The sequence below is a fragment of the Amycolatopsis xylanica genome (genome assembly GCF_900107045.1).
Classification (GTDB): Bacteria; Actinomycetota; Actinomycetes; order Mycobacteriales; family Pseudonocardiaceae; genus Amycolatopsis; species Amycolatopsis xylanica.
Map to the genome: position 1 here is coordinate 1,093,590 of NZ_FNON01000003.1, position 19,721 is coordinate 1,113,310.

Sequence of the window (19,721 nt, forward strand, 5' to 3'; positions counted from 1 at the left end):
GTCTTGTCGGGTCGGTTCAACGGGGTGAAACGGTGATGTCCAGCCGGACGGCAGGCCGCTCGCCGCGGATGGCATCGGCCAGCTGCCGGGCCGAAAGCCCGTGTGCGGCAAGGGCTTCGGCTTCGGTGCCGCACTGCGGCACGTGATCGACGCCGATCCCGCGGAACCGAGGCGGCGTGCCGCCGAGCTCCAGCAGCGTCCGCGCGACCGTGTCCGCCTGACCGCCGCGCAGGTAGTGGTCCTCCACCACGAACAGCGATTCCGCACCGTCCGTGAGCTCGGCGAGCCAGTCCGGGTCGACTCGGTTGAGCCACGGCAGGTTGACCACAGTCAGCTCGATGCCATCCGCCTTCAGCTCCTCGGCCGCGCTCAGCAGTTCGGCCAGCACCACCGGCCCGGCGCCGATCGCGATCGTCGATCCGCCTTCGCGCACGACCCGGCCCCTGCCCGCCACCAGGGGCCCGGTGGGCAGCGCCGCGACGGCCGCCGGGACCGCGGTGCTCGCCAGCCTCAGGTAGACACTGTCCGATGTGGACACACAGAAGTCGACGGCGTGGCCGACCTCGGCGATATTGCACGGCGTCAGCACGGCCAGCCCCGGGACCGCCGCCACCGAACCGACATCACGCACGGCCTGGTGCGAATGCCCTGGCGCGGCGGGCAGCAGACCGGCCAGCGTCCCGACGTAGACGATCTTGCGGTCCTCGGTGGCGTTGTTGTAGATCTGCTCGTTCGCGCGGGCGAGCAGGAAGCAGGAGAAGGAGTGCACGAACGGAAGGAACCCTTGCGAGGCAAGGCCTCCAGCCGCCGAAACCATGTCCTGCTCGGCGATACCGAACTCCACGAACCGCTCGGGATAGGTCTGGGAGAACGGGATCAGGCCGGTGTCGAGCACCAGGTCCGCGTCCAAGGCGAGAATCTCCTGGTGCCGCGCCGCGCGCGCCACCAGCGCCTCACCATAGGCCGGGACCAGGCGTTCACCACCCGCCGGGCGCGGCGCCGCAGGAGCCTCGCCTGCCAGGACCAGGTCGCCGAGCCCGTTCGCGCGGAGTATCGCGGTGGCCGCGTCGACCAGCTCACGATGCGCCGTCCGATAGTCCTCTGTGGAGGGTGCGCCGCTGTGGAACAGGTAGCGCCACTCGTCCGGCCCCATCGAGGTGGCCGCGAAGGTCGCGCACCCGCCGCCCTTGATCGTGTCGGCGATGATCACCGCGGGCTGCCCGGCGTGCGCGTCGAAACGCTTGCGCAGCACCGCGTCGATGGCCTGCGGGTCGTGACCGTCGCACCGCAGGACCGCCCAGCCGAACCCGGCGAACCGCGCGGGCAGGTCACCGAGGTCGTTGACGTCGCGGACCCAGGTGTCGGACTGGATCTTGTTGTGGTCGACGACGACGGTCAGCTCGCCCATGCCGCGGTGCACGGCGCCGGCCAGTGCCTCGTAGTTCTGGCCCTCCTGCAGCTCGCCGTCGCCGGTCAGCACGAACACCCGGCGGGTCACCCCGCGCAGCCGATCGGCGAGGATCAGGCCCTTCGCCTTGGAGATGCCCATCCCCAGCGAGCCGGTGTTGAACGGCATGTGCGGCGTGTGCACGTCCGGATGCCCCGGCAGCCCGCCGATCCGGCGCAACCGGTGCACCAGGTCCTCGTCCAGCGCGCCGAGCCCGATCAGCGCCGCGTACAGCCCCGGCGCGTCGTGCCCCTTGGAGGAGAAGTACACATCGCCGTTCTCGGCGAACGGCTCGTCCAGCTCCTCGAGCAGCAGCGCGGCCACCACGTCCATCGCGCTGAAACTGGACCCGAGATGCCCGGACCCGGCCCGCATCACCATGTAGAGCGTGTTGATCCGCGCCAGCGTGGCGAACGCGCGGGCCCGGTCGTACCGGTCGGGCACCCCGGCGAGCACCCGCTCGAACTCGGCGGTCGGCACCCGCGACAGTCCGTCGGTCATCTGATCTCCCGGTTTCGTGGTCACTGGCATACGTAGCCGCCGTCGACGACCAGTTCCTGCCCGGTGACATAGCCGCTCATGCCGGACGCGAGGAACAACAGCGGTCCGACCAGGTCCTCCGGCAGCGCCATCCGGCACAGCGGGACCTTGTCGGTGAACTTCTTGCGGAAGACGGCGTCCTGGCCGCCGAGCACCCCACCGGGCGACAGCGTGTTCACCCGCACTCCGGAGCGGCCCCAGAGCACGGCCAGGTACCGGCTCAGCGCCGCGACAGCCGCTTTGGACATCCCGTAGGCGGGCGGCTTGAGGAACGGCGGATCGAGCTCGAGGTGCTCGTACATCCGCGGATTCGGCGCGACGCTGCCGTAGAGGGAGCCGATGTTGATCACCGATCCCCTGCCCTGCTCGGCCATCCTGGACCCGAACACCTGGCACACGTTCAGCACGCCGAGCGCGTTGACGTCCAGCACCGCCGCCGACAGGTCACCGGGCACGTCCTCGAACCGCCAGGTCCCGCCATCGGTCGACGGCGGCGAGTCGATGCCCGCGTTGTTGACCACGATCGTCGGCGCGCCCAGATCGCGGAGGCAGACGCTCAGTGCCGCCCGGATCGACTCCTTGTCGGTCACGTCGGCGCTCACGCCGAGGTAGCGCTGCCCTGCCCGCTGCTTGAGCTCCGCGGGCGGCTCGTCGGTCAGGTCGATGCCGAGGACGTGGGCCCCGGCGTCGAGCAGCGCCGACACCCAGATGGTGCCGAGCCTCCCGCCCGCGCCGGTGACCACGGCCACCTCACCGGTGAGATCAACGTCCACCGGAGTCCGCTCCCGCGAGTAGCGTGTCCAGCTCCGACTCGGGGTCCTCCGGCACCAGGACGGCCAGCGTGATGTCGCCGTCCGTGTCGATCGCGTCCTGCAGCACGCGCCCGACGACCACGTCGAGCTGGTACGGCTTGAGCCCGTCACCGGGCGACTTGAACGTGATGTCCGCTTCGGTGAGCTCGTGCCCGGCAGGCAGATCGCGCGCCGCGACCAGCTTCTTGCCCATCTTGCGGATCGCGGGCGCCTCGGTCTCACTGCAGGCCTTGACCGGCGAGCCCAGCGCCGCGCGTGTCTCGGCGAGACCCTCCACCAGCCGCGCCAGCTGCGGCGTGTCCAGTGAGAACTTGTGGTCGGAGCCGGGCAGGCCCCGGTCGAGGGTGTAGTGCTTCTCGATCACGCGGGCACCGCGGGCGTAGGCGATCCAGCTCGCCTCCGGGCCGAGGTCGTGCCCGGAGAACCCGATGACCACGTCGGGGAACTCCGCCCGGTAGGTGTCGATCACCGCGAGGTTCAGGTCCTGCGGCGTCGCCGGGTAGACCGCGGTGCACTGCAGCAGGGTGACCTCGGTGGTGATCGGCAGGATCGTGTCCATGGCACGCCGGACATCGGACATGTCGGCCCCGCCGGTGCTGACGATCAGCGGCTTGCCGGACTTCGCCGCGTAGGCCAGCAGCGGCGTGTTGGTCAGGTCGGCCGAGGCGATCTTGATCGCGGGCAGGTCGAGTTCGGCGAGGAAGTCGACGCTGGGCAGGTCGAACGCGGTGGAGATGAAGTCGATACCCAGTTCGGCCGCCACCCCGGCGAGGTGCACGTATTCACGCCTGCCGAACTCGAGCGCCTCGCGGTGCGCGCCGTAGGTGGGGCCGTAGCTGTTGCGCCCGGTGTACGGCTCGTTGTACATGGCCTTGGTGAACAGCGCCTGGTTGTCGCGCTTCTGCAGCTTGGCGGCGCTGGCGCCGGAGGCGGCGGCCTGCCGGAAGAGTTCTTCCGCCTTGTCCAGGCTGCCACCGTGATTGTGGCCGATTTCGGCAATTACATAGGCTTCGGTGTCATCGGCGACACGAGTGTCCCCGATATGCAACTCGCGCATGAATATTCATTCCCTTAGCTTGATTCGACAGAAAAGCGACACTGCGGAAAACCGGCGCCCGTTCCGGCGAAACTCTGGTATGGGCAGGCGAACGCAGATCCGATTTGAATCGGCAAGGTGCTACGAAAGTAGGAGATACGCTCCGTTGATCAGAAGGAGAACCGGTCCCAGCCCGGGTCATCCGCACCCGGGCTCATGGTCGCGAGAACCGGACGAGTCGTCGAATAGTCAAGATCAGCGAGTGAACTGTCACCCATTTGGACGAGCGAGAACGCCAGGCCCGGAATAAGCAGGACACTGGCCGTGGCATGAACAGCAACGTTTTTCACAAAGCCCCCAGGCTTTCTCGATCCGCCGGCACCCCCCGGCACCGGCCTCGAAACCAACCCTGCCCCGCGTCCACTCGTTGGTAAACCGCTTCCGGGTGACCTATCCTGGCCTGGCAACAAGTGGACTCCGTCAAACCGGCGGAAACTGGGGAGGCTTGAGCGTGGACGCGGAAGCGCGGCTCAGCATTGAGATTATCGACACATACACGTGCGCACTACGACATGGTGTGTTCGACCCGGAACACATTGCCCGTGAACTGAATAGCGATCTCGCGCGGATCCGGCAGGCCGAAGAGATCCTGCTGAGCCTGCATCTGCTGACCCCCGGCCGCGACGGCGAGCCGTCCGTCCCCGCGGACCCGGAGGTGGCCGAAGCGGAGCTGTCCGCGCCCATCACCAAGGAAATCCTGAAGCAGCAGAAGGCGATCGCCCGCATCCATCGGCAGATGCACGAACTCCGGCCGTTCTATCGCGACCGCCATCGCATCCAGCACGAGGCCGCCGCCGTGACCACCTACGAGAATCCGGCCGACGTGCGGCGGGAACTGACCGCCATGCTGGAAGGCTGCAGGCACGAGGTGCTGATGATGCAGCCGGGCGGCGGCCGCAGCCATCAGACGCTGCGCCGCGTCATAGCCAGCAGCCTCGCCACCTTGAACCGCGGCGTCGGCATGCGCACCATCTATCAGCATTCCGCGCGCGCGAACCTGGCGACCAGGGGCTATGTCCGCCAGGTGACGGCCGCGGGCGCCATGGTCCGGACCACCATCGACACCTTCGAGCGTCTCATCGTCATCGACGGCGACGTGGCTTTCGTCCCGATGTCACGGGTCGGCGCGGAGGCACCGGGAGCGGCCATCGTCAGCGACCCGACGGTGGTCGGATTCATGTGCCGCTCCTTTGAGAATCTGTGGGAATCGGCCAAGCCGTTCGACGTCACGAGCAGTGACGCGGAGACCAAACCGGACGAGATCCACTCGGCGATTCTCGCGTTGCTCGCACAAGGCCACAAAGACGAGACCATCGCCAGGCGTCTCGGCATCGCGACGCGAACCTGCCGCAGATACATCAAGACCATCGTGGACGAACTCGATGCGAGCAGCCGGTTTCAAGCCGGTGTGCAGGCACTGCACCTCGGCCTGGTCTCGGCCGAGGAACGTGGCAATGACACCAATACCAGATCGGCCGCGGATCGGCACGCGTTTCAATCCTGATTGAAAGCCCGCTCAATCCCTTGACAAATTCGGACGCGCGTTCCGAAATCAAAGCGAACCATTTCGCCGATCACCGAACCTGCTTGATCAAGATCCGCTCAGGTGACGACACGGCGCCCAATAGCAAAGCATGATCGCCCGCAGCGGACCATTCCGAACGCGCCCACATGAAAGCACGCGCAAAGGGAGAACGGCGCCCGGCTCAAACGGGAGCGGACATCGTTCGCCGATTCGCCATGCGAGAGCAAGCTCGTGGATCCCGGCCGGCGCTACGGCGAGGACCACCGGCCGGGCCCCCATCCGACCCCCGGCTCGGATGGGGGCAGACGATCGTCGTTCGCTGGGCCAAATGGCGTATTTCGGACATACCAAATGCTCAATAACCTCGATCGACGTGGGGCTAAGGCTCCGCGCGGTCGCGTGACCGATCCTCCCCGTGTGGTTGCCGGCCGATCCCTGCGAACGACAGGACGAGACGCATGCGCAAAGTACGTTGGGTGACTGCCGCGAGCGTGGTCGCGCTGGCGACCGGGCTCACGACGACTCCGGCTCAGGCCGCCGAGGGGCAGATCCTGGCCGCCGGGTCGCCTGAGGCGATCGCCGGCAGCTACATCGTCAAGGTCAAGGACGACACCGACGCGAACAAGATCGCGACCAAGTTCGGCGCGAAAGTCGAGCGGACCTACCAGAGCGCGCTCAAGGGGTTCGCGGGGACACTTTCCGAAAGGCAAGCCAAGCGGCTGGCCGCGGATCCGGCCGTCGAGTACGTCGAGCAGAACCAGGTGTTCCACGCTGACACGACGCAGCCGAATCCGCCGTCGTGGGGGCTGGACCGGGTCGACCAGCGGAACCTTCCGCTGAGCAAGAGCTACAACTACACCTCGACCGGGGCCGGGGTGAACGTCTACGTCATCGACACCGGGCTGCGGGTCACGCACACCACGTTCGGCGGGCGGGCCAAGAACGGGTACGACTTCGTGGACAACGACGCCGTCGCGCAGGACGGCAATGGCCACGGGACGCACGTGGCGGGGACGATCGCCGGGTCGCAGTACGGCATCGCGAAGGCCGCGACCGTGTACGGCGTGCGGGTGCTGAACAACTCGGGCAGCGGGACGACGGCCGGGGTCGTGGCGGGGATCGACTGGGTGACCAAGAACGCCGTCAAGCCGGCCGCCGCGAACATGAGCCTGGGTGGCGGGGCTTCGACCACGCTGGACGCGGCCGTGCGGCGGTCGATCGCGGCCGGGATCACCTATGGGCTGGCCGCCGGGAATTCCAACACGAACGCCGGCAACACCTCGCCCGCGCGGGTGACCGAGGCGATCACCGTGGGGGCGACCACCAACACGGACGCGCGGTCCAGCTTCTCGAACTATGGGCCTGTCGTGGACATCTTCGCCCCGGGAACCGGCATCACGTCGTCGTGGGGCACCGGTGACACCGCCACGAACACCATCAGCGGGACGTCGATGGCGACCCCGCATGTGGTCGGCATCGTCGCCCGCTACCTGCAGAACCACAAGACCGCGACGCCCGCGCAGGTGCAGTCGGCGCTGATCGCCGCCGCCACTACCGGCAAGGTGACCGGCCTGCCCTCCGGCACGGCGAACCGCCTGCTCTACCTGGACCCGGCTCAGTAAGCGACCGGACGGCCCCGGGCTCGAGTGCCCGGGGCCGTTCAGCGCACCACGTGTAACGGGAGCGTGGTCGCGACGTCGGTGAGGAAGTCCAGCGTGCTGAGAAGCTGGTGGGAGTCCAGGAAATCGTTGGTCTCGATCGAGAGCATGCCGCCCGCCGCGCGGAATGGGTTGAAGCGGCGGTGGTTTTCGGCGAACCAGGCCTGGAACTCCGGGGTGAGCTCGGCCTCGGAATCGATGGCCTTCGCCTTGGTCGGATAGTGCAGCGTGCTGTATTCGATCGTGGCGTCCGGGAGCGGCTGGGTGACGTGGACGACGACGGCCGTACGGATCGTGTCGCCCACCGGATTCCCGTTGGCATCACGGGAACCGCGGTCGCGGGGTGAGACGTACTCGTACGCCGCGAACGGGAAACCGTGGTACGTGCCTTCGAGGCCGGTGCCGACGTACTCACCGCTGTTGCGGTACGGCGTTGCCGCGTATTCGCGGATTTCGCGGCCGTCGCTGGGGAAACGGGACTTCTCCAGCGCGAAATGCTCCGGCGGGTACTCCTGGAAGAGGTCCCAGCCGTTGGCGCGTGACAGGTCCGCCGCGCCCGAACTCTGAAAGCTCCGGCTTCTCACGTTCTTCCGGAACAGCTTGAACAGCACGACGGCCATCACCACGACGAAGATCAGGCCGGCTATGCCGCTCGCGTCCCAATACATCAGAAGTCCAGGTTCTCCGAGTTCTCCTCGCGGGACTGGTCGTCCCCGATGTCACCGTAGTCGCCCGCCTTCTCGCCGCCGCTCTCGTACTCGCTGACCTTGCGGCCGACGCTGATCCCCGTCTTGGTCCATTCCTTGCCGCCCGACGGCGGCTTGATCCCGCCGGTCTTGCCGTCGATGAAGTCGCCGAGCCCGGCGGCGTCCGCGGCCGCCTTCTTCGCGGTGGTGCCAAAAGACTTGCCCGCGCCGGCCGTCACGCGCTTGCCGATCATGCCGTCTTCGGCGTTGTACAGCTTCTCTCCGAGCGAAGCGCGCTTACCCGCTTCCTTGGCGGCGTTGACTTCCAGCTTGGCCATCCCGGCCTGCAGCTTCTTGGTGTCCATGATCTTCTTGAAGTTCGTCTTCCAGTCGGTGAAGAACTTCTTCAGATTCTGCAGCAGTTCCTGGATCTTGTTCAGCAGCTGCTGAAGCTTGCTGACCTGCTTGGTCGCCTTCGCGCCGGTCTGCGCGCCCTTGGCGGTGGTGGCGGTGCCCGCCGCCGCGGTCGAGCCGCCGAAGGTGGGCACGGCCGCCGCGAGCGCGGGGATCCAGATCATGATCAGCCAGGTGATGAACTCGGTGAGCAGCGCTTTGATGAACTCCTCGATGACCGTCATGATCATGCTGGAGATCTGCAGCAGCTTCGCGATGTCACCGGCCTGCCCGGCGATGCCGTCGATCCCGGAGGAGAACTCGGCGAGCTTCTTGCCCGCGGCTTCGGCCGCGGGGCCCTTCCAGTCCGCGAGCGACGAGATCGCGTCTTCGGCGAACTTCTTGCTGTACTCGGCGAGCCCGGTGCCGATGTTGCCGAAGTTCTCGGCGGCCTCCGAGAGCGCGGGGCCGTCACCGCTGACGAAATGGATCGCGTCCTGCAGCGGCTGGACGACCGCGATCAGGAAGTTCAGGCCCTGTCCGACCAGCCAGCCGATCGGGTCGGTCGCGATGTCCTTGACGTCCATGCACGAGCTGACGAAACCCGCGCCCGACGACGCGATCGTCTGGATCTCGCTGCCTTCGACCTTGCCGTCCTTGGTCGCGTCGGTGACGTCTTTGAACACCGAGGCGCCCGAACCCAGCGGGCCCGGCAGCGAGGTCGCGATCTTGTCCGTGTTGATGAACCCGGAATCGGTCGTCTTGATGCTGATTCCGGTCTTCTCACCGGTGGTCTCGGTCATTTCGCGGGCCCGATCTTCGGCGTGCGGCTCTTCGCGGGCGCCTCGAGCAGGCGCAGGATGTCGTTGAGCGCGGCGACACTGTCGTCTTCGTGCCGTTGGTAGGCGTTCGCGGCGCCGTTCATCTTCTCCGAAGCCGCTTCGAGGCCCGCGGACATCTCGCCCAGCAGGTCGTTGAGCTCGGTGAGCATCTCGGTGTACTTGCCTTTGACGAAGATGCCGACGACGCCCCAGGACTTGGCACCGACGTCGGACTGCCCGACCAGGCCGGCGATCTCGCGGGGAATCGCCATGTCCCCGTTCAGTTTGCCCGAGTACTTGCGCAGTTCGTCGATGACGACTGCGTGGCCATCCGGCATCAGTGATCCTCCTCGTCGAACAGGTTCTTCAGGAACGAATCACCCGCCGAGCCACTGCCGCCGGAATACGGTGGCGGCTGCGGGGTGTCGTCGGCACGCCGCAGCACTGTCTGCTCGGAGAAATCGTCGGGCCGCTCGGGCGCCGGCGGTGCTTCGTCTCGCATGTTCGACTTCAGTTCGTCCACTGTGGTTCCCAAAGCCTCGGCCTGAACTTCGAGAACCTGGTCGACCAGGTCCAGCGCGCCGTTGGTGTGCTCGTCGACGATCACCGCCTGCTTGCGCGCGGCCTCCGCGACGGCGCGCTGCAACGTCTCCATCACCACGGAGCCCAGGCCTGGGTTGTCGGCGAAGCGGATCTCCTTGATGGAACCGCCGACGCCTGCCACCACGGTCACCGCTCGATCGGGAGACGTCGCGGTGCTCTCGAGCTCGGTGAGCTCCTGCTGCATGCCGCCGAGATCGGCGAACGGCTCCTCGACGTGCTTGAGCTTGGACTGGAACTGCTCGAACTGCGCCACGAGCTGATCGAACTCGGCCGACACGCTGCCTCCCGTTACTGCTTTCGGACTACGCGGGTCATGATGGCGCATTTTCCACGGCCACGCTCACGGGTACGAGAATTCTTCGCCACTTGTCGACAGCGGCTAGGCACGCAGCTCCACGCAGCACTCGCCGGGGCGCGGGCTCAGCACGGCCTCGGCGGGTGCCTCGAGCGCGCCCAGCAGCCCGGCGAGGAACGCCTGGTTGATCCCGCAGATCAGGCCCGGCGCCTTGGCAGCCAGTGGATGGAACGGGCAGTTGCGCAGCCGCACACAGGTCGGCGCTTCCCGCGCCGGCTCGAATCCGGCCCGCTGCAGGATCCCGGCGGCGACGGTCAGCGCGCGTTCGGCGCCCAGCCGCCCGGTGCGCAAACGTTCGCGTTCCGCTTGGCCGAGCGCCGAACCGCGGGCGCGTGCACCCCGCAGCGCGGCGTCGCGGGCGGTCTCGCCGTCGCGTTCGGTGAGCACCGCGTCCAGCAGGATCTCGGCCAGCATGTCGGGCCTGCGCGGCGGGATGCTGATCCGGATGTCCGTTTCCGACGGCCGGTAGACCTTGGGCGCGCGCCCGACCTTGCCCGCGGGCTCGTAGCTTGATCGCAGCACGCCTGCCTCGACGAGCTTGTCCAGGTGGAACGCGGCGAGCTTGCGTGAGATGCCCACCGAGGCCGCGGCCTCGTCGCGCGTGACCGGCCGCCGCGCCTGCCGGATGAACGCGTACATGCCGTGACGCAGGTCATCCTCCAGCGCGGCGACGGCCCTGATCTGCGCTTGGGGGTCGTCCGTCACCTGCTCACGATAACGCCAACGCTGATTACCGCAAGCGACAGCCTTGACTGGTTACGCGAATAAGACCAAGATTCATTGGCGAAACCACGTCCACGGAGGAGACCGGTCATGCACGCGAGTTCCGCATTGCGCGTCGTCCATGAACCCGACACGGGCGTGGACCTCGCCGCCGCCGAAGTGGCCGCGGCCGCGTTCCTCCAGGCTTTGGGCATCTCGACCGAGTCGGAGAGTCTCCAGGGCACTCCCCGCCGGATGGCGAAGGCGTACGCCGAGCTGTTCACGCCCCGGCCGTTCGACCTGACGACGTTTCCCAACGAGGAAGGCTACGACGAGCTGGTGCTCGCCCGCGCCATCCCGGTGCGGTCGGTCTGCGAGCACCACCTGCTGCCGTTCGTCGGCGTCGCGCACGTCGGCTACCTGCCGGGCGAGCGGATACTCGGGCTGTCGAAGCTGGCCAGGGTGGTCGAGCATTTCGCCTGCCGCCCGCAGGTGCAGGAGCGGCTGACCAAGCAGGTCGCCGACTGGCTGAACGACCAGCTCTCGCCCAAGGGGGTCGGTGTGGTGATCGAGGCCGAGCACAACTGCATGACCTTACGCGGTGTGCAGGCCGTCGGGTCGAGCACGGTCACCTCCACGCTGCTCGGGTCGCTGCGGTCGGACTCACGCTCGCGGCAGGAGTTCTTCGCGCTGACCGGGGTGAACGCGTAGCACCGATGTGTTCCGCATGCCCGGCTCGTTCACCGGCAGACGGCCGGATCGCCGAGATCACGACTTTTCCGCCGGACCTCCTTCCCGCGTTCGGGCTGTCCGCGACGCTGTGAGCCTGCCGGTCAGGAACGCGCGCTCGGCCTCGTTCTCCGTGAGGCCGAGCGCGGCCTGGTAGGCGTCGGCCGCTTCGGCGTGCCTGCCGAGCCGTCGCAGGAAATCGGCCTTCGCCGCGGGGAGATAGCGATACCCGGCCAGCCTGCCGTCGGCTTCCAGCCCTTCGATCTCCGCGAGCGCCTCGGCCGGACCGTCCACGATGGACACCGCGACCGCGCGGTTGAGCGCGACGACCGGGGACGGCCAGATCTTGAGCAACGCGTCGTACAGCGTGACTATCTGGGACCAATCGGTTTCCGCGAAGCTCGGCGCCTCGGCGTGCAGCGCGGCGATGGCGGCCTGCAGCCCGAACCGGCCCGCGTTCCCGCCACGCAAGGCGCCGACGACCAGCTCATGGCTCGCCGCGATGGCCTCGTGGTCTCAGAGCGACCGGTCCTGCTCCTCCAGCAGGAGCAGGCGCCCCTCGGCGTCGGTGCGGGTCGCGCGCCGGGCGTCGGTGACCATCAGCAGCGCGAGCAGCCCGCGCACCTCACGCTCGTCCGGCATCAGCGTGTGCAGCACCCGCGCCAGGTCCAGCGCACGCTCGACCAGGTCGTTGCGGACGAGCCGGTCGCCGGCGGGGGCGGTGTGACCGGTCGTGTAGAGCAGGTGGACGACGGTGAGCACGGCGTCGAGCCGGTCCGGCAGCTCACTCGCCGACGGCACCCGGTACGGGATGCGGGCGGCGGCGATCTTCTTCTTGGCGCGGGTCACCCGCGCGGCCATCGTCGAATCGGGGACGAGGAACGCCTTCGCGATCTCGTCCGTGGTCACGCCGCACACCAGCCGCAGGGTCAGCGCGATCTGCGCTTCCCGTGCCAGCGCCGGATGGCAGCAGGTGAAGATCAGCCGGAGCCGGTCGTCCGGCACCGCGTGTTCGGTGGGAATGTCCATCTCGGACTCTTCCGGCTCGATGAGCAGTGGCAGTTTCTTCTTGAGCGTCTGGTCGCGCCGCACCATGTCCAGCGCGCGCCGCCGGGCCGCCGTGGTCAGCCAGGCGCCAGGACTCGCGGGCACGCCATCGCGTTCCCACGCTTCCAGCGCCGACAAATACGCCTCTTGGACGCATTCCTCGGCCAGGTCGAAGTCGCGCGTGACGCGCGCCGTCGCGGCGAGCACGAATGTCCACTCGCGACGGTGCGCGTCCGCGACCGCGGTTTCGGCGAGACTCACGGCCTGAGTTCGAGGCCCAGCAACGGCCGCACCTCGACACCGCCACGCCAGGTCGCCGGATTGAGCCTGGCCATCGACAGCGCGTGGTCCAGATCGCGCGCCTCGAGCACGTACAGGCCGGCGATGACCTCCTTGGACTCGACGAACGGCCCGTCGGTGATGACGTCACCACGGATCGACGTCGCGGTGGTGCTCGGCTGCAGAGCCACGCCCGCGAGGATCGACCCGCCGAGCTCCTTCACCTGGTTTTCGTGGTTCATGTGCGCCTCGAGCTCCTCGGGCGGCACGTCCGCGTCATCGCCGGGAGCGGGCGAGTAGAGCAGAACCGCGTACTGGGCCATGGGATCGACCTTTCTGTTGATCTCTTCTTACCCGGAGGCACCGACAGAATCCGCACACGCCGACACGGCCCGCGACCTTCCGCCGAGGAGTCCTCCACCCCTACGACGAACGGCCGGAGCCGGTTTCGACAGCCTCCGTGAAGATTTTCAGCCGACCGCCGAACTCGGCGGCCGGAGCCGGATCAACGACCGCCGCCGCCGGAAATCGCCAGCCGTCGGCTGCCTCGGCACCGTGGCGGGCAGCCGCAGCCAGCCGCGGTGGTACCGGCCCGCGACCCGGACCTGCACCGAGGGCTGGAAGTCGTGCTGGTCGATGCCCGCGTAGCCATGCCGGACGATCGAGAAGTAGATGCTGTCCGAAACGACCACCGTCAGCGGATCCGCCGACTTCTTCAGCGCCTGCTTCACCTGCGGCGCGTCGAGCAAGCGGAAGGCCACGTCCAGCGTCTCGCCGAACCAGCCCTGCGGGTCGCAGTGCACCTCACCCGCGTGCAGCACCGCCCGCATCCGCAGCCGCATCTCCGGATAGTCGAGGGTGTGGTCGGTCAGCAGCGCGCTCAGCGTCGGGATGAGGTGGCTGAGAAACACCGTCTTCGGTACCTCGTCGACGGGCTGGATGAGTACCAGTACTCCGTCGCCCCGATCGATCAGCGGCTCGCGGAACGCTTCGGCGATCCCGGCCTCGGCCAGGCTCCGCTCCAGCAGGTCGTACATGACCGCGCGAAGCCCGCCCTTGGCCACGTTGTTGTGTGCGGTCGAGCCTTCCATGTCCACCGCGAAGGCGGTGCGGTGCCTGGGCGGACAGGGAAGCGGGACGTTCACGGCGCCCGCCTGGGACAGGATTTCATGGTGTACCTCCCCGCAAACCAAACGCGAATACCGTTACGACTTTGCAGATGCCCTTGCGTGCCAACGATTTCGCGTCGGCGCACGAGGACCGGCTCCTTCATTGGAGTGACCGGGGTCGGCAAGGCGGTTCGGCAGCGGTACGGTAGCCCGTACGGCATCGACTCCCTGCCGCATGCACGCGGGTCGGACGAGTTGCCTCCGGGGCGGCTTCTGTTGCAGCAGGAGCCGCCCTTTTCTTCGCTCATCTCATGAGCTTTCCCCTAACTCAGCCAAGATCTTGTCGATCAGCTTCACGCTGTCGTCCTCCGTGAGCGCGAGCCCTTCGAGCTCGTCGAAGATCCTGATGTAGTCCTTCGTCTGGTCGGTGAACTCCTCGACGAGGATGTCCTGGTCCGGGATCTCGAGCAGCAGCACGACGTCGTTCTCGATCTCCGAGAGCCGGAAGAGAACGAAGGAGCTGGCCAGTCCCTTGTGCGGGCCCGCGGAGAACGGGACCACCCGGACGTCGATGTTCGACAGCGCGGCCACCTCCTTCAACCGGAGCAGCTGCCCGCGCATCACCTCCACGCTCCCCATCGTGCGGCGCAGCACCGCCTCATCCATGATGAAGACCATTTCCGGGCCGTCCGGCGCGACGATCTCCTGGCGCCGCATGCGGACCGCCGTGCCACGCTCGACCCGCTCCGGATCAGCGTGGTACTGGCTCATCAGAGCAGTGGCGTACTCCTGCGTCTGCAGCAGACCGGGGATGACTCGTCCCTGGAACTGCTTGACCTCGACAGCCGACGCCTCCAGCCCCAGGAAGTTGAGGAACTGCTGGCCGTAGATGTCCCGGTAAGCCTGCCACCAGGCGGGCTTCTTGCCCGCGCGAGCCAGCTCCACCAGCGCTTCGACCCGATCGGCGTCGGTGATCCGGTAGTGGAGCAGCAGGGCCTTGAGATCCGTGATCGAAATCCCCACCACCCCCTTCTCGATGCGGATCAGCTTCGAAGAGGACCAATCGAGGGCATCGGCGACATCGCGTTGCGTGAGACCTAGCTGCTCACGCTCCTGCTTCAGGACGGCCCGCAGGCGTCGAAGCTGGCCGACGGGGGTTTCACCCCTGGTCATCATGTTCCTCCTCGTTGAGCGGCAGATCGCAATCTGCCACATGGCACTATGGTAGCGCGCAGCGGGGCATAAGGCACATCGCCGAAGACAAAGTGAATGTTTCATCTCGGACATGTGGCGAATCGCCACGACGCGTGCACATACTGGCCTACGCCACAGTGAATGAAGGAACGACTGGCGGAAACGTCACACCATCGTGTCAAAGAACGTTGAGCAGGCCATCCCAGGCGGCAGGAGCGAGAACAAGCCGAGGGCCGGAGCGGTCCTTGGAATCCCGCACCATGACCGCGGCATCGGAGATCGCGAGTTCGACGCAGTCGTCAGTACTGCTGGCACTGACCGAGCTCTTGACCCACCGGAGGCCGGACGGCTCGACTTCCACCACAAACGCGCTCTTCCGACGTGCCACGCGCACTCTCCTGCTTCTCCCCTGGGGCCGACACCCGATTCAGGGTATGAGGAGTGAACCACCGTTTACTACCGCCGAGAGAGCTAGCCCGGCGCAGGCAGAAGGATCAGACCACTGCGCTGATCACCACGGATGGTCGCGGCAAGCGCACATGCACATGCGGCCCGGTTGCCAAGTCCACAAAGGACTCGGCAACCGGGCCGCGAGGGGTGCTTCAGAGGCGGCGGAGCTCGACGACCGGGATGACCCGGCTCGTCTTCTCCTGGTACTCCTTGAAACCGGGCATGAGCTCAGCCTGCTTGCCGTAGTACAGAGCGCGTTCTTCGCCCTCCAGCGGCGTCGCCTTGGCCTCGAACTTCTCCGTGCCGATCTCGAGCGTGACGATCGGGTTGGCCAGCAGGTTGTGGTACCAAGCCGGGTGCTTGTCCGCGCCCGCCGCCGACGCGATGATGAAAAGCCGGTCGCCTTCGGCCAGGTAAACGAGCGGAGTGGTCCGCTCTTGTCCACTCTTGGCGCCGATGGTGGTCAGCAGGACCATCGGCGCGCCTTCGAACGGCCCGCCGACCTTGCCCTCGTTTTCCCTGAATTCCTTGATGATCCCCGCGTTCCAGTCGCTCATGGGATCATCCTGCCCTAACCCTGCTCGCCGCGTGCCTTGCGGCGCTGCGCCTCGGCGCGCTCGCGGCACTGGCGCAGGAACTCCTCGTCGGACGCGCTGTCCGCCGCCGAGAACCGGCCGGGCCGGTCGTACTCGGGGTAGCGCGGCGCGTCGCGCTCATACGGGGTCCGGCGTGCGCGCGTGGCGGTCTGCGGACGGCCAGCCGCCAGCCACACGATCGACCCGACCAGCGGGATCAGCAGCACGATCAGCAGCCAAGTGAGCTTCGGCAGGTTGCGGCACGACCCGTCTTCGGTTGTGATGACGTCGACGAGGCAAAAGATCCAGAGCCCGAGCGTGACCACGCCGACGAGCCCGTCGAAATACAGCATGAAAGACCCTCCCAGAGCCGGAACACCCCTCCGGCGACGCGGTAAGTCTTAGCACATCGCCTGACGCGTCGCGTCGAGAATCCCGGCCGCGATCGCCAGCGCGTGCGCCTGCCCGGGGCAGGCTTTCGGGCCGTGACCGAACGGCACCCCGGCGAGATCGATCTCGACCAGGCGCCCGTCCTTATATCTTCTGGTCATCGAAACCGGCGGGCGTTCGCGCAAGGTGGCGGCGAGTGCTTCTTCCGCGGCGCCGCTTTCGTCGAGCGCGTTCTCGACGAGCCCGGCCGTGGCGTCACAGGCCTGCACGAGCAGGCCGATCCGGGCCGCGGTGTGTTCCGTCGCCCCGCCGCAGGCTTCGGCGAGGCGTGCCACAGCGGCGTCTTCAACGGACGTCGCTTCCACATGGGGGTGATAGACCTTCGCGACGATCGCGATGTCCGCGGAAAGCCCGGCGGGAAGGCCGAGCGCCGCGGCGAGTGTTTCCACCACGATCGCTTTGAGGTCGACCGGACCGGAGTTCTCAGCCTCGGTCGTCCGGTCGAACGCCTCGCGGCGCAACCACGCGGGATCGAAGCCCGCGAGTTCCTCCGTCACCAGCGAACGACGTCGCGCGTGGGCCTGTCCGGTACTGAACCGGGCGACGTTCGTCCGCAACCAGCCGACGGTTCCCGGCGCTCCACCGAATACAGGCGGGAGTGTGCAGCGCGGGTCGGCCAGCAGTTCTCTTGCTTCGATCATGCTGAGCACCGTAGGCCCAGGAATTGTCGGTGCTCACCGATATGTTCAGGCGACCAGGCCGACGCGGCGGGAGGTGATCTCCCACAGCTCGGTCGCGAGGTTCTCGTCCGAGGCGAGCTTCGCCGGCTTGGCGGGCTTGCTCTTGACGTAGTAGCCACCGTGCAGCGGCTCGGTGGTGCCCGACAGGTAGACGAGGGTCTCGGCGCCCTGCTCCGGGCTGGTCAGGAAGTGGCGCATCGGCTTGCCCAGAGGGGAGTTCGCGAAGGCGTGCATGAGCTTCATGTCGCGGGAGAACTCGGAGGCGACCACACCGGGGTGGAAGTCGGCGACACCCAGCTCGGGGTAGCGGCGGGCGTACTCGCGGTTGAGGATGGCCGCGGCCAGCTTGCTGTTGGCGTACGCCTTCTGCGACTTGTAGCCCTGCTCGCTGTCGAGGTCGTCCAGGTTGACCTTGCCGGTCTTGTGGTTGTCCGAGGTGGTGATGACCACGCGGCCGCCGCTCTCGCGCAGCCGGTCGGTGAGCAGGCGGGTGAGCAGGTACGGGGCGAGGCAGTTGACCTGGAAAGTCTGCTCGTAGCCGTCGACCGTGATGTTGCGCTGGGTCCACAGGCCGCCCGCGTTGTTCGCCAGCACGTCGATGCGCGGGCAGCGCTCGAGCAGTTCACCGGCGAGGCGTCGCACGTCCGCGAGGTTCGTGTAGTCCACCGTAAGACCTTCGACACCGAGCTCCTTGGCGATGGCGGCCGTCTTGTCGGCCGACCGGCCGACCGGGACGACGTTCGCGCCTGCGGCGTGCAGCTGGCGGGCCGCGGCGGCACCGATCCCGGCGCTGGCACCGGTGACGACGATGGTCTTGCCTGCGAGGTTCTGCATGTCTCTGCGCTCCTGGGGTTGTGGGGAGTTGTCCGTATCTCCGTCTTACACAGTCGTACTATACACACGTTCCAGACGCTTGTATAGTCGATCTCATGACAACCACCGAAACCCGTGCGGGCCGACGCGAGTGGATCGGCCTGGCCGTACTGGTACTCCCCATGCTCTTGGTGTCGATGGACATCACCATCCTTTATTTCGCGATCCCGTCCATCGCGGCTGACCTGCGGCCGAGCGGCCCGCAGCAGCTCTGGATGATGGACATCTACGGGTTCGTGCTCGCGGGCCTGCTCATCACGATGGGCGGCCTCGGCGACCGGATCGGCCGCCGCCGTCTCCTGATCGCGGGCACGGTCCTCTTCGGGCTCGGCTCGGTCGCCTGCGCCTTCGCGTCCAGCCCGGAGCTGCTCATCGCGGGCCGTGCGCTGCAGGGCGTCGGCGGCGCCACGCTCGCGCCGTCCACGCTGGGCCTGATCCGCAACATGTTCCACGACGACAAGCAGCGCCGCGTCGCCATCACCGTGTGGTCCATCGTGCTGTCGGCGGGCGCCGGTCTCGGCCCGGTCGTCTCCGGACTGCTGCTGTCGGCCTTCTCCTGGGGCTCGATCTTCCTGGTCAACATCCCGGTGATGGTCGTGCTGCTGGTGCTGGCCCCGATCCTGGTGCCGGAGTACCGCGCCCCGTCGCTCGGCAGGTTCGACGCGCTCTCGGCCGTGCTGTCGCTCGGCGCGATGCTCGCGATCATCTGGGGCGTCAAGGAAAGCGCTGTCAGCGGCCTCGAAGCGACCCCGGTCGCCGCGATCGCGCTGGGTCTCGCACTGGGTGTGCTGTTCGTGCGCCGCCAGTCGACCATGGCCGACCCGATGATCGAACTGTCGCTCTTCCGCAACCGTGGCTTCGGCGCCTCGATCACCATCGCGCTCGTGTGCCTGTTCGGCATGGTCGGGTTCGGCATCTTCACCACCCAGTTCCTCATGCAGGTGCTGAAGATGTCGGCGATCGAAGCCGCGATGTGGACGCTCGCCAGCCCGGTGGTCGTCGCGGTCGTCGCCCCGCTGGCCGCGAAACTCGCGCAGCGGACCCGTCCCGCCTACATCATCGCGAGCGGTTTCACCGTGGCGGCGCTGGGCTTCCTGCTCATCACCCAGGTCAGCACCGCGCGGAACCTCCCGCTGATCATCAGCGCCACCGTGCTCATCGGCGTCGGCATCGCGGTCGTGATGTCGATCGTCACCGACATGGTCATGGCGACCACCCCGGCCGAGCGGGCCAGCGGCGTCTCGGCGCTGCTGCAGACCGCCCAGGAGCTCGGCGGCGCGCTGGGCATCGCGATCCTCGGCAGTGTCGGCGCGGGCGTCTACACCGCGACCATGGTCAAGACGGCCCCGTCCGGGCTCACCACCGACCAGGCCGTGGCCGCGCGCCAGACGCTCGGCGCGGCGCAGGAAGTCGCGGCGAACCTGCCGCAGGGCAAGGGTGAGCAGCTGGTCCACACCGCGCAGGAGGCGTTCGTCGCCGGCATGCGCCCGGCCGCGATCGTCGCGGCGCTCGTCGTGCTCGCCGCCGCGGCCGCCGCGGTCGGCTTCCTCCGCCACATCGAGAACACCGCCACCACCGCACTGGAAGAGGTCGACGCCGAAGATGCCAAGGAACTCGTCGCAGCCTGATCGGCACGGTTGACGGCCCGCCGGATGAAGCGGGCCGTCAACTCAAGAACGTCACCTCAAAGAACGTTC

Annotated in this window: 22 protein-coding genes; 4 read left to right on the forward strand and 18 right to left on the reverse strand. The window is 67.5% G+C overall.

Annotated elements, in window-relative coordinates; translation table 11 throughout:
• Window positions 1–16: 16 nt before the first annotated feature.
• Genes BLV57_RS18740 through BLV57_RS18750 form a run of 3 tightly spaced genes read right to left on the reverse strand, consistent with a single transcriptional unit; the run spans window position 17 to window position 3,856 of the window.
• The gene (locus BLV57_RS18740; protein ID WP_091290490.1) at window positions 17–1,948 is read right to left on the reverse strand and encodes a transketolase C-terminal domain-containing protein; all 1,932 of its coding nucleotides are present in this window, start codon (window positions 1,946–1,948) and stop codon (window positions 17–19) included.
• Between the two features lie 20 nt (window positions 1,949–1,968).
• The gene (locus tag BLV57_RS18745) at window positions 1,969–2,760 is read right to left on the reverse strand and encodes an SDR family oxidoreductase (RefSeq protein WP_091290264.1); all 792 of its coding nucleotides are present in this window, start codon (window positions 2,758–2,760) and stop codon (window positions 1,969–1,971) included.
• Complete coding sequence (locus BLV57_RS18750; RefSeq protein WP_091290266.1) at window positions 2,750–3,856, reverse strand: N-acetylneuraminate synthase family protein; 1,107 nt, start codon at window positions 3,854–3,856, stop codon at window positions 2,750–2,752. Before BLV57_RS18750 ends, BLV57_RS18745 begins: the two co-directional genes overlap by 11 nt.
• A gap of 490 nt (window positions 3,857–4,346) precedes the next feature.
• Between BLV57_RS18750 and BLV57_RS18755 the strand changes: the two genes are divergently transcribed.
• Together BLV57_RS18755 and BLV57_RS18760 are read left to right on the forward strand one after the other, a co-directional pair.
• Complete coding sequence (locus BLV57_RS18755; RefSeq protein WP_143047095.1) at window positions 4,347–5,399, forward strand: helix-turn-helix transcriptional regulator; 1,053 nt, start codon at window positions 4,347–4,349, stop codon at window positions 5,397–5,399.
• Between the two features lie 479 nt (window positions 5,400–5,878).
• Window positions 5,879–7,042, forward strand: coding sequence for a S8 family peptidase (locus BLV57_RS18760; protein ID WP_091290269.1), 1,164 nt, complete (start codon window positions 5,879–5,881; stop codon window positions 7,040–7,042).
• A gap of 38 nt (window positions 7,043–7,080) precedes the next feature.
• On the opposite strand, the gene BLV57_RS18765 is transcribed toward BLV57_RS18760, so the two are convergent.
• The 5 genes from BLV57_RS18765 to BLV57_RS18785 form a co-directional block, all read right to left on the reverse strand.
• Window positions 7,081–7,746 carry a hypothetical protein gene (locus tag BLV57_RS18765; RefSeq protein ID WP_091290270.1) on the reverse strand — a complete coding sequence of 222 codons (666 nt, stop codon included), beginning with the start codon at window positions 7,744–7,746 and terminating at the stop codon, window positions 7,081–7,083.
• On the reverse strand, window positions 7,746–8,960 hold the full coding sequence (locus tag BLV57_RS43310) for a hypothetical protein (RefSeq protein WP_176968675.1): 1,215 nt from the start codon (window positions 8,958–8,960) through the stop codon (window positions 7,746–7,748). The genes BLV57_RS18765 and BLV57_RS43310 overlap by 1 nt, the downstream gene beginning before the upstream one ends.
• Window positions 8,957–9,316: an ESX-1 secretion-associated protein gene (locus BLV57_RS18775; RefSeq protein ID WP_176968676.1), complete on the reverse strand. Its 360-nt coding sequence runs from the start codon at window positions 9,314–9,316 to the stop codon at window positions 8,957–8,959. The genes BLV57_RS43310 and BLV57_RS18775 overlap by 4 nt, the downstream gene beginning before the upstream one ends.
• Window positions 9,316–9,858, reverse strand: coding sequence for a YbaB/EbfC family nucleoid-associated protein (locus BLV57_RS18780; protein WP_091290272.1), 543 nt, complete (start codon window positions 9,856–9,858; stop codon window positions 9,316–9,318). Before BLV57_RS18780 ends, BLV57_RS18775 begins: the two co-directional genes overlap by 1 nt.
• Before the next feature lie 102 nt (window positions 9,859–9,960).
• Window positions 9,961–10,575: a helix-turn-helix transcriptional regulator gene (locus tag BLV57_RS18785; protein ID WP_091290491.1), complete on the reverse strand. Its 615-nt coding sequence runs from the start codon at window positions 10,573–10,575 to the stop codon at window positions 9,961–9,963.
• Between the two features lie 174 nt (window positions 10,576–10,749).
• Here BLV57_RS18785 and folE point away from each other — a divergent pair, with 174 nt between their 5' ends.
• The gene (folE, locus tag BLV57_RS18790) at window positions 10,750–11,349 is read left to right on the forward strand and encodes a GTP cyclohydrolase I FolE (protein ID WP_091290273.1); all 600 of its coding nucleotides are present in this window, start codon (window positions 10,750–10,752) and stop codon (window positions 11,347–11,349) included.
• Window positions 11,350–11,406: 57 nt separating this feature from the next.
• Here the strand turns inward: folE and BLV57_RS43960 are convergent, their stop codons facing one another.
• From BLV57_RS43960 to BLV57_RS18835, 10 genes are all read right to left on the reverse strand, one after another.
• Window positions 11,407–11,838 carry an RNA polymerase sigma factor gene (locus BLV57_RS43960; RefSeq protein ID WP_245757380.1) on the reverse strand — a complete coding sequence of 144 codons (432 nt, stop codon included), beginning with the start codon at window positions 11,836–11,838 and terminating at the stop codon, window positions 11,407–11,409.
• A gap of 45 nt (window positions 11,839–11,883) precedes the next feature.
• A complete protein-coding gene (locus tag BLV57_RS43965; RefSeq protein ID WP_245757381.1) occupies window positions 11,884–12,675 on the reverse strand; it encodes an RNA polymerase sigma factor in 792 nt (263 codons plus the stop codon).
• Window positions 12,672–13,016, reverse strand: coding sequence for a YciI family protein (locus BLV57_RS18800; protein WP_091290275.1), 345 nt, complete (start codon window positions 13,014–13,016; stop codon window positions 12,672–12,674). The genes BLV57_RS43965 and BLV57_RS18800 overlap by 4 nt, the downstream gene beginning before the upstream one ends.
• A gap of 147 nt (window positions 13,017–13,163) precedes the next feature.
• Window positions 13,164–13,838: a hypothetical protein gene (locus tag BLV57_RS18805; protein ID WP_176968678.1), complete on the reverse strand. Its 675-nt coding sequence runs from the start codon at window positions 13,836–13,838 to the stop codon at window positions 13,164–13,166.
• 273 nt (window positions 13,839–14,111) lie between these two features.
• The gene (locus BLV57_RS18810) at window positions 14,112–14,975 is read right to left on the reverse strand and encodes a helix-turn-helix domain-containing protein (RefSeq protein ID WP_176968679.1); all 864 of its coding nucleotides are present in this window, start codon (window positions 14,973–14,975) and stop codon (window positions 14,112–14,114) included.
• A gap of 199 nt (window positions 14,976–15,174) precedes the next feature.
• Window positions 15,175–15,384, reverse strand: coding sequence for a DUF397 domain-containing protein (locus tag BLV57_RS18815; RefSeq protein ID WP_091290279.1), 210 nt, complete (start codon window positions 15,382–15,384; stop codon window positions 15,175–15,177).
• A gap of 214 nt (window positions 15,385–15,598) precedes the next feature.
• Window positions 15,599–16,003 carry a nitroreductase family deazaflavin-dependent oxidoreductase gene (locus BLV57_RS18820; RefSeq protein WP_091290281.1) on the reverse strand — a complete coding sequence of 135 codons (405 nt, stop codon included), beginning with the start codon at window positions 16,001–16,003 and terminating at the stop codon, window positions 15,599–15,601.
• Window positions 16,004–16,017: 14 nt separating this feature from the next.
• Window positions 16,018–16,374 carry a PLDc N-terminal domain-containing protein gene (locus BLV57_RS18825; protein WP_091290283.1) on the reverse strand — a complete coding sequence of 119 codons (357 nt, stop codon included), beginning with the start codon at window positions 16,372–16,374 and terminating at the stop codon, window positions 16,018–16,020.
• Window positions 16,375–16,422: 48 nt separating this feature from the next.
• A complete protein-coding gene (locus BLV57_RS18830) occupies window positions 16,423–17,112 on the reverse strand; it encodes a cytochrome P450 family protein (protein WP_245757382.1) in 690 nt (229 codons plus the stop codon).
• 45 nt (window positions 17,113–17,157) lie between these two features.
• Window positions 17,158–17,985, reverse strand: coding sequence for an SDR family NAD(P)-dependent oxidoreductase (locus BLV57_RS18835; RefSeq protein WP_091290285.1), 828 nt, complete (start codon window positions 17,983–17,985; stop codon window positions 17,158–17,160).
• Window positions 17,986–18,080: 95 nt separating this feature from the next.
• On the opposite strand from BLV57_RS18835, the gene BLV57_RS18840 reads away from it, so the two are divergent.
• Window positions 18,081–19,652, forward strand: a complete 1,572-nt coding sequence (locus BLV57_RS18840) for an MFS transporter (RefSeq protein WP_091290287.1) — start codon at window positions 18,081–18,083, stop codon at window positions 19,650–19,652.
• Window positions 19,653–19,721 lie beyond the last annotated feature (69 nt).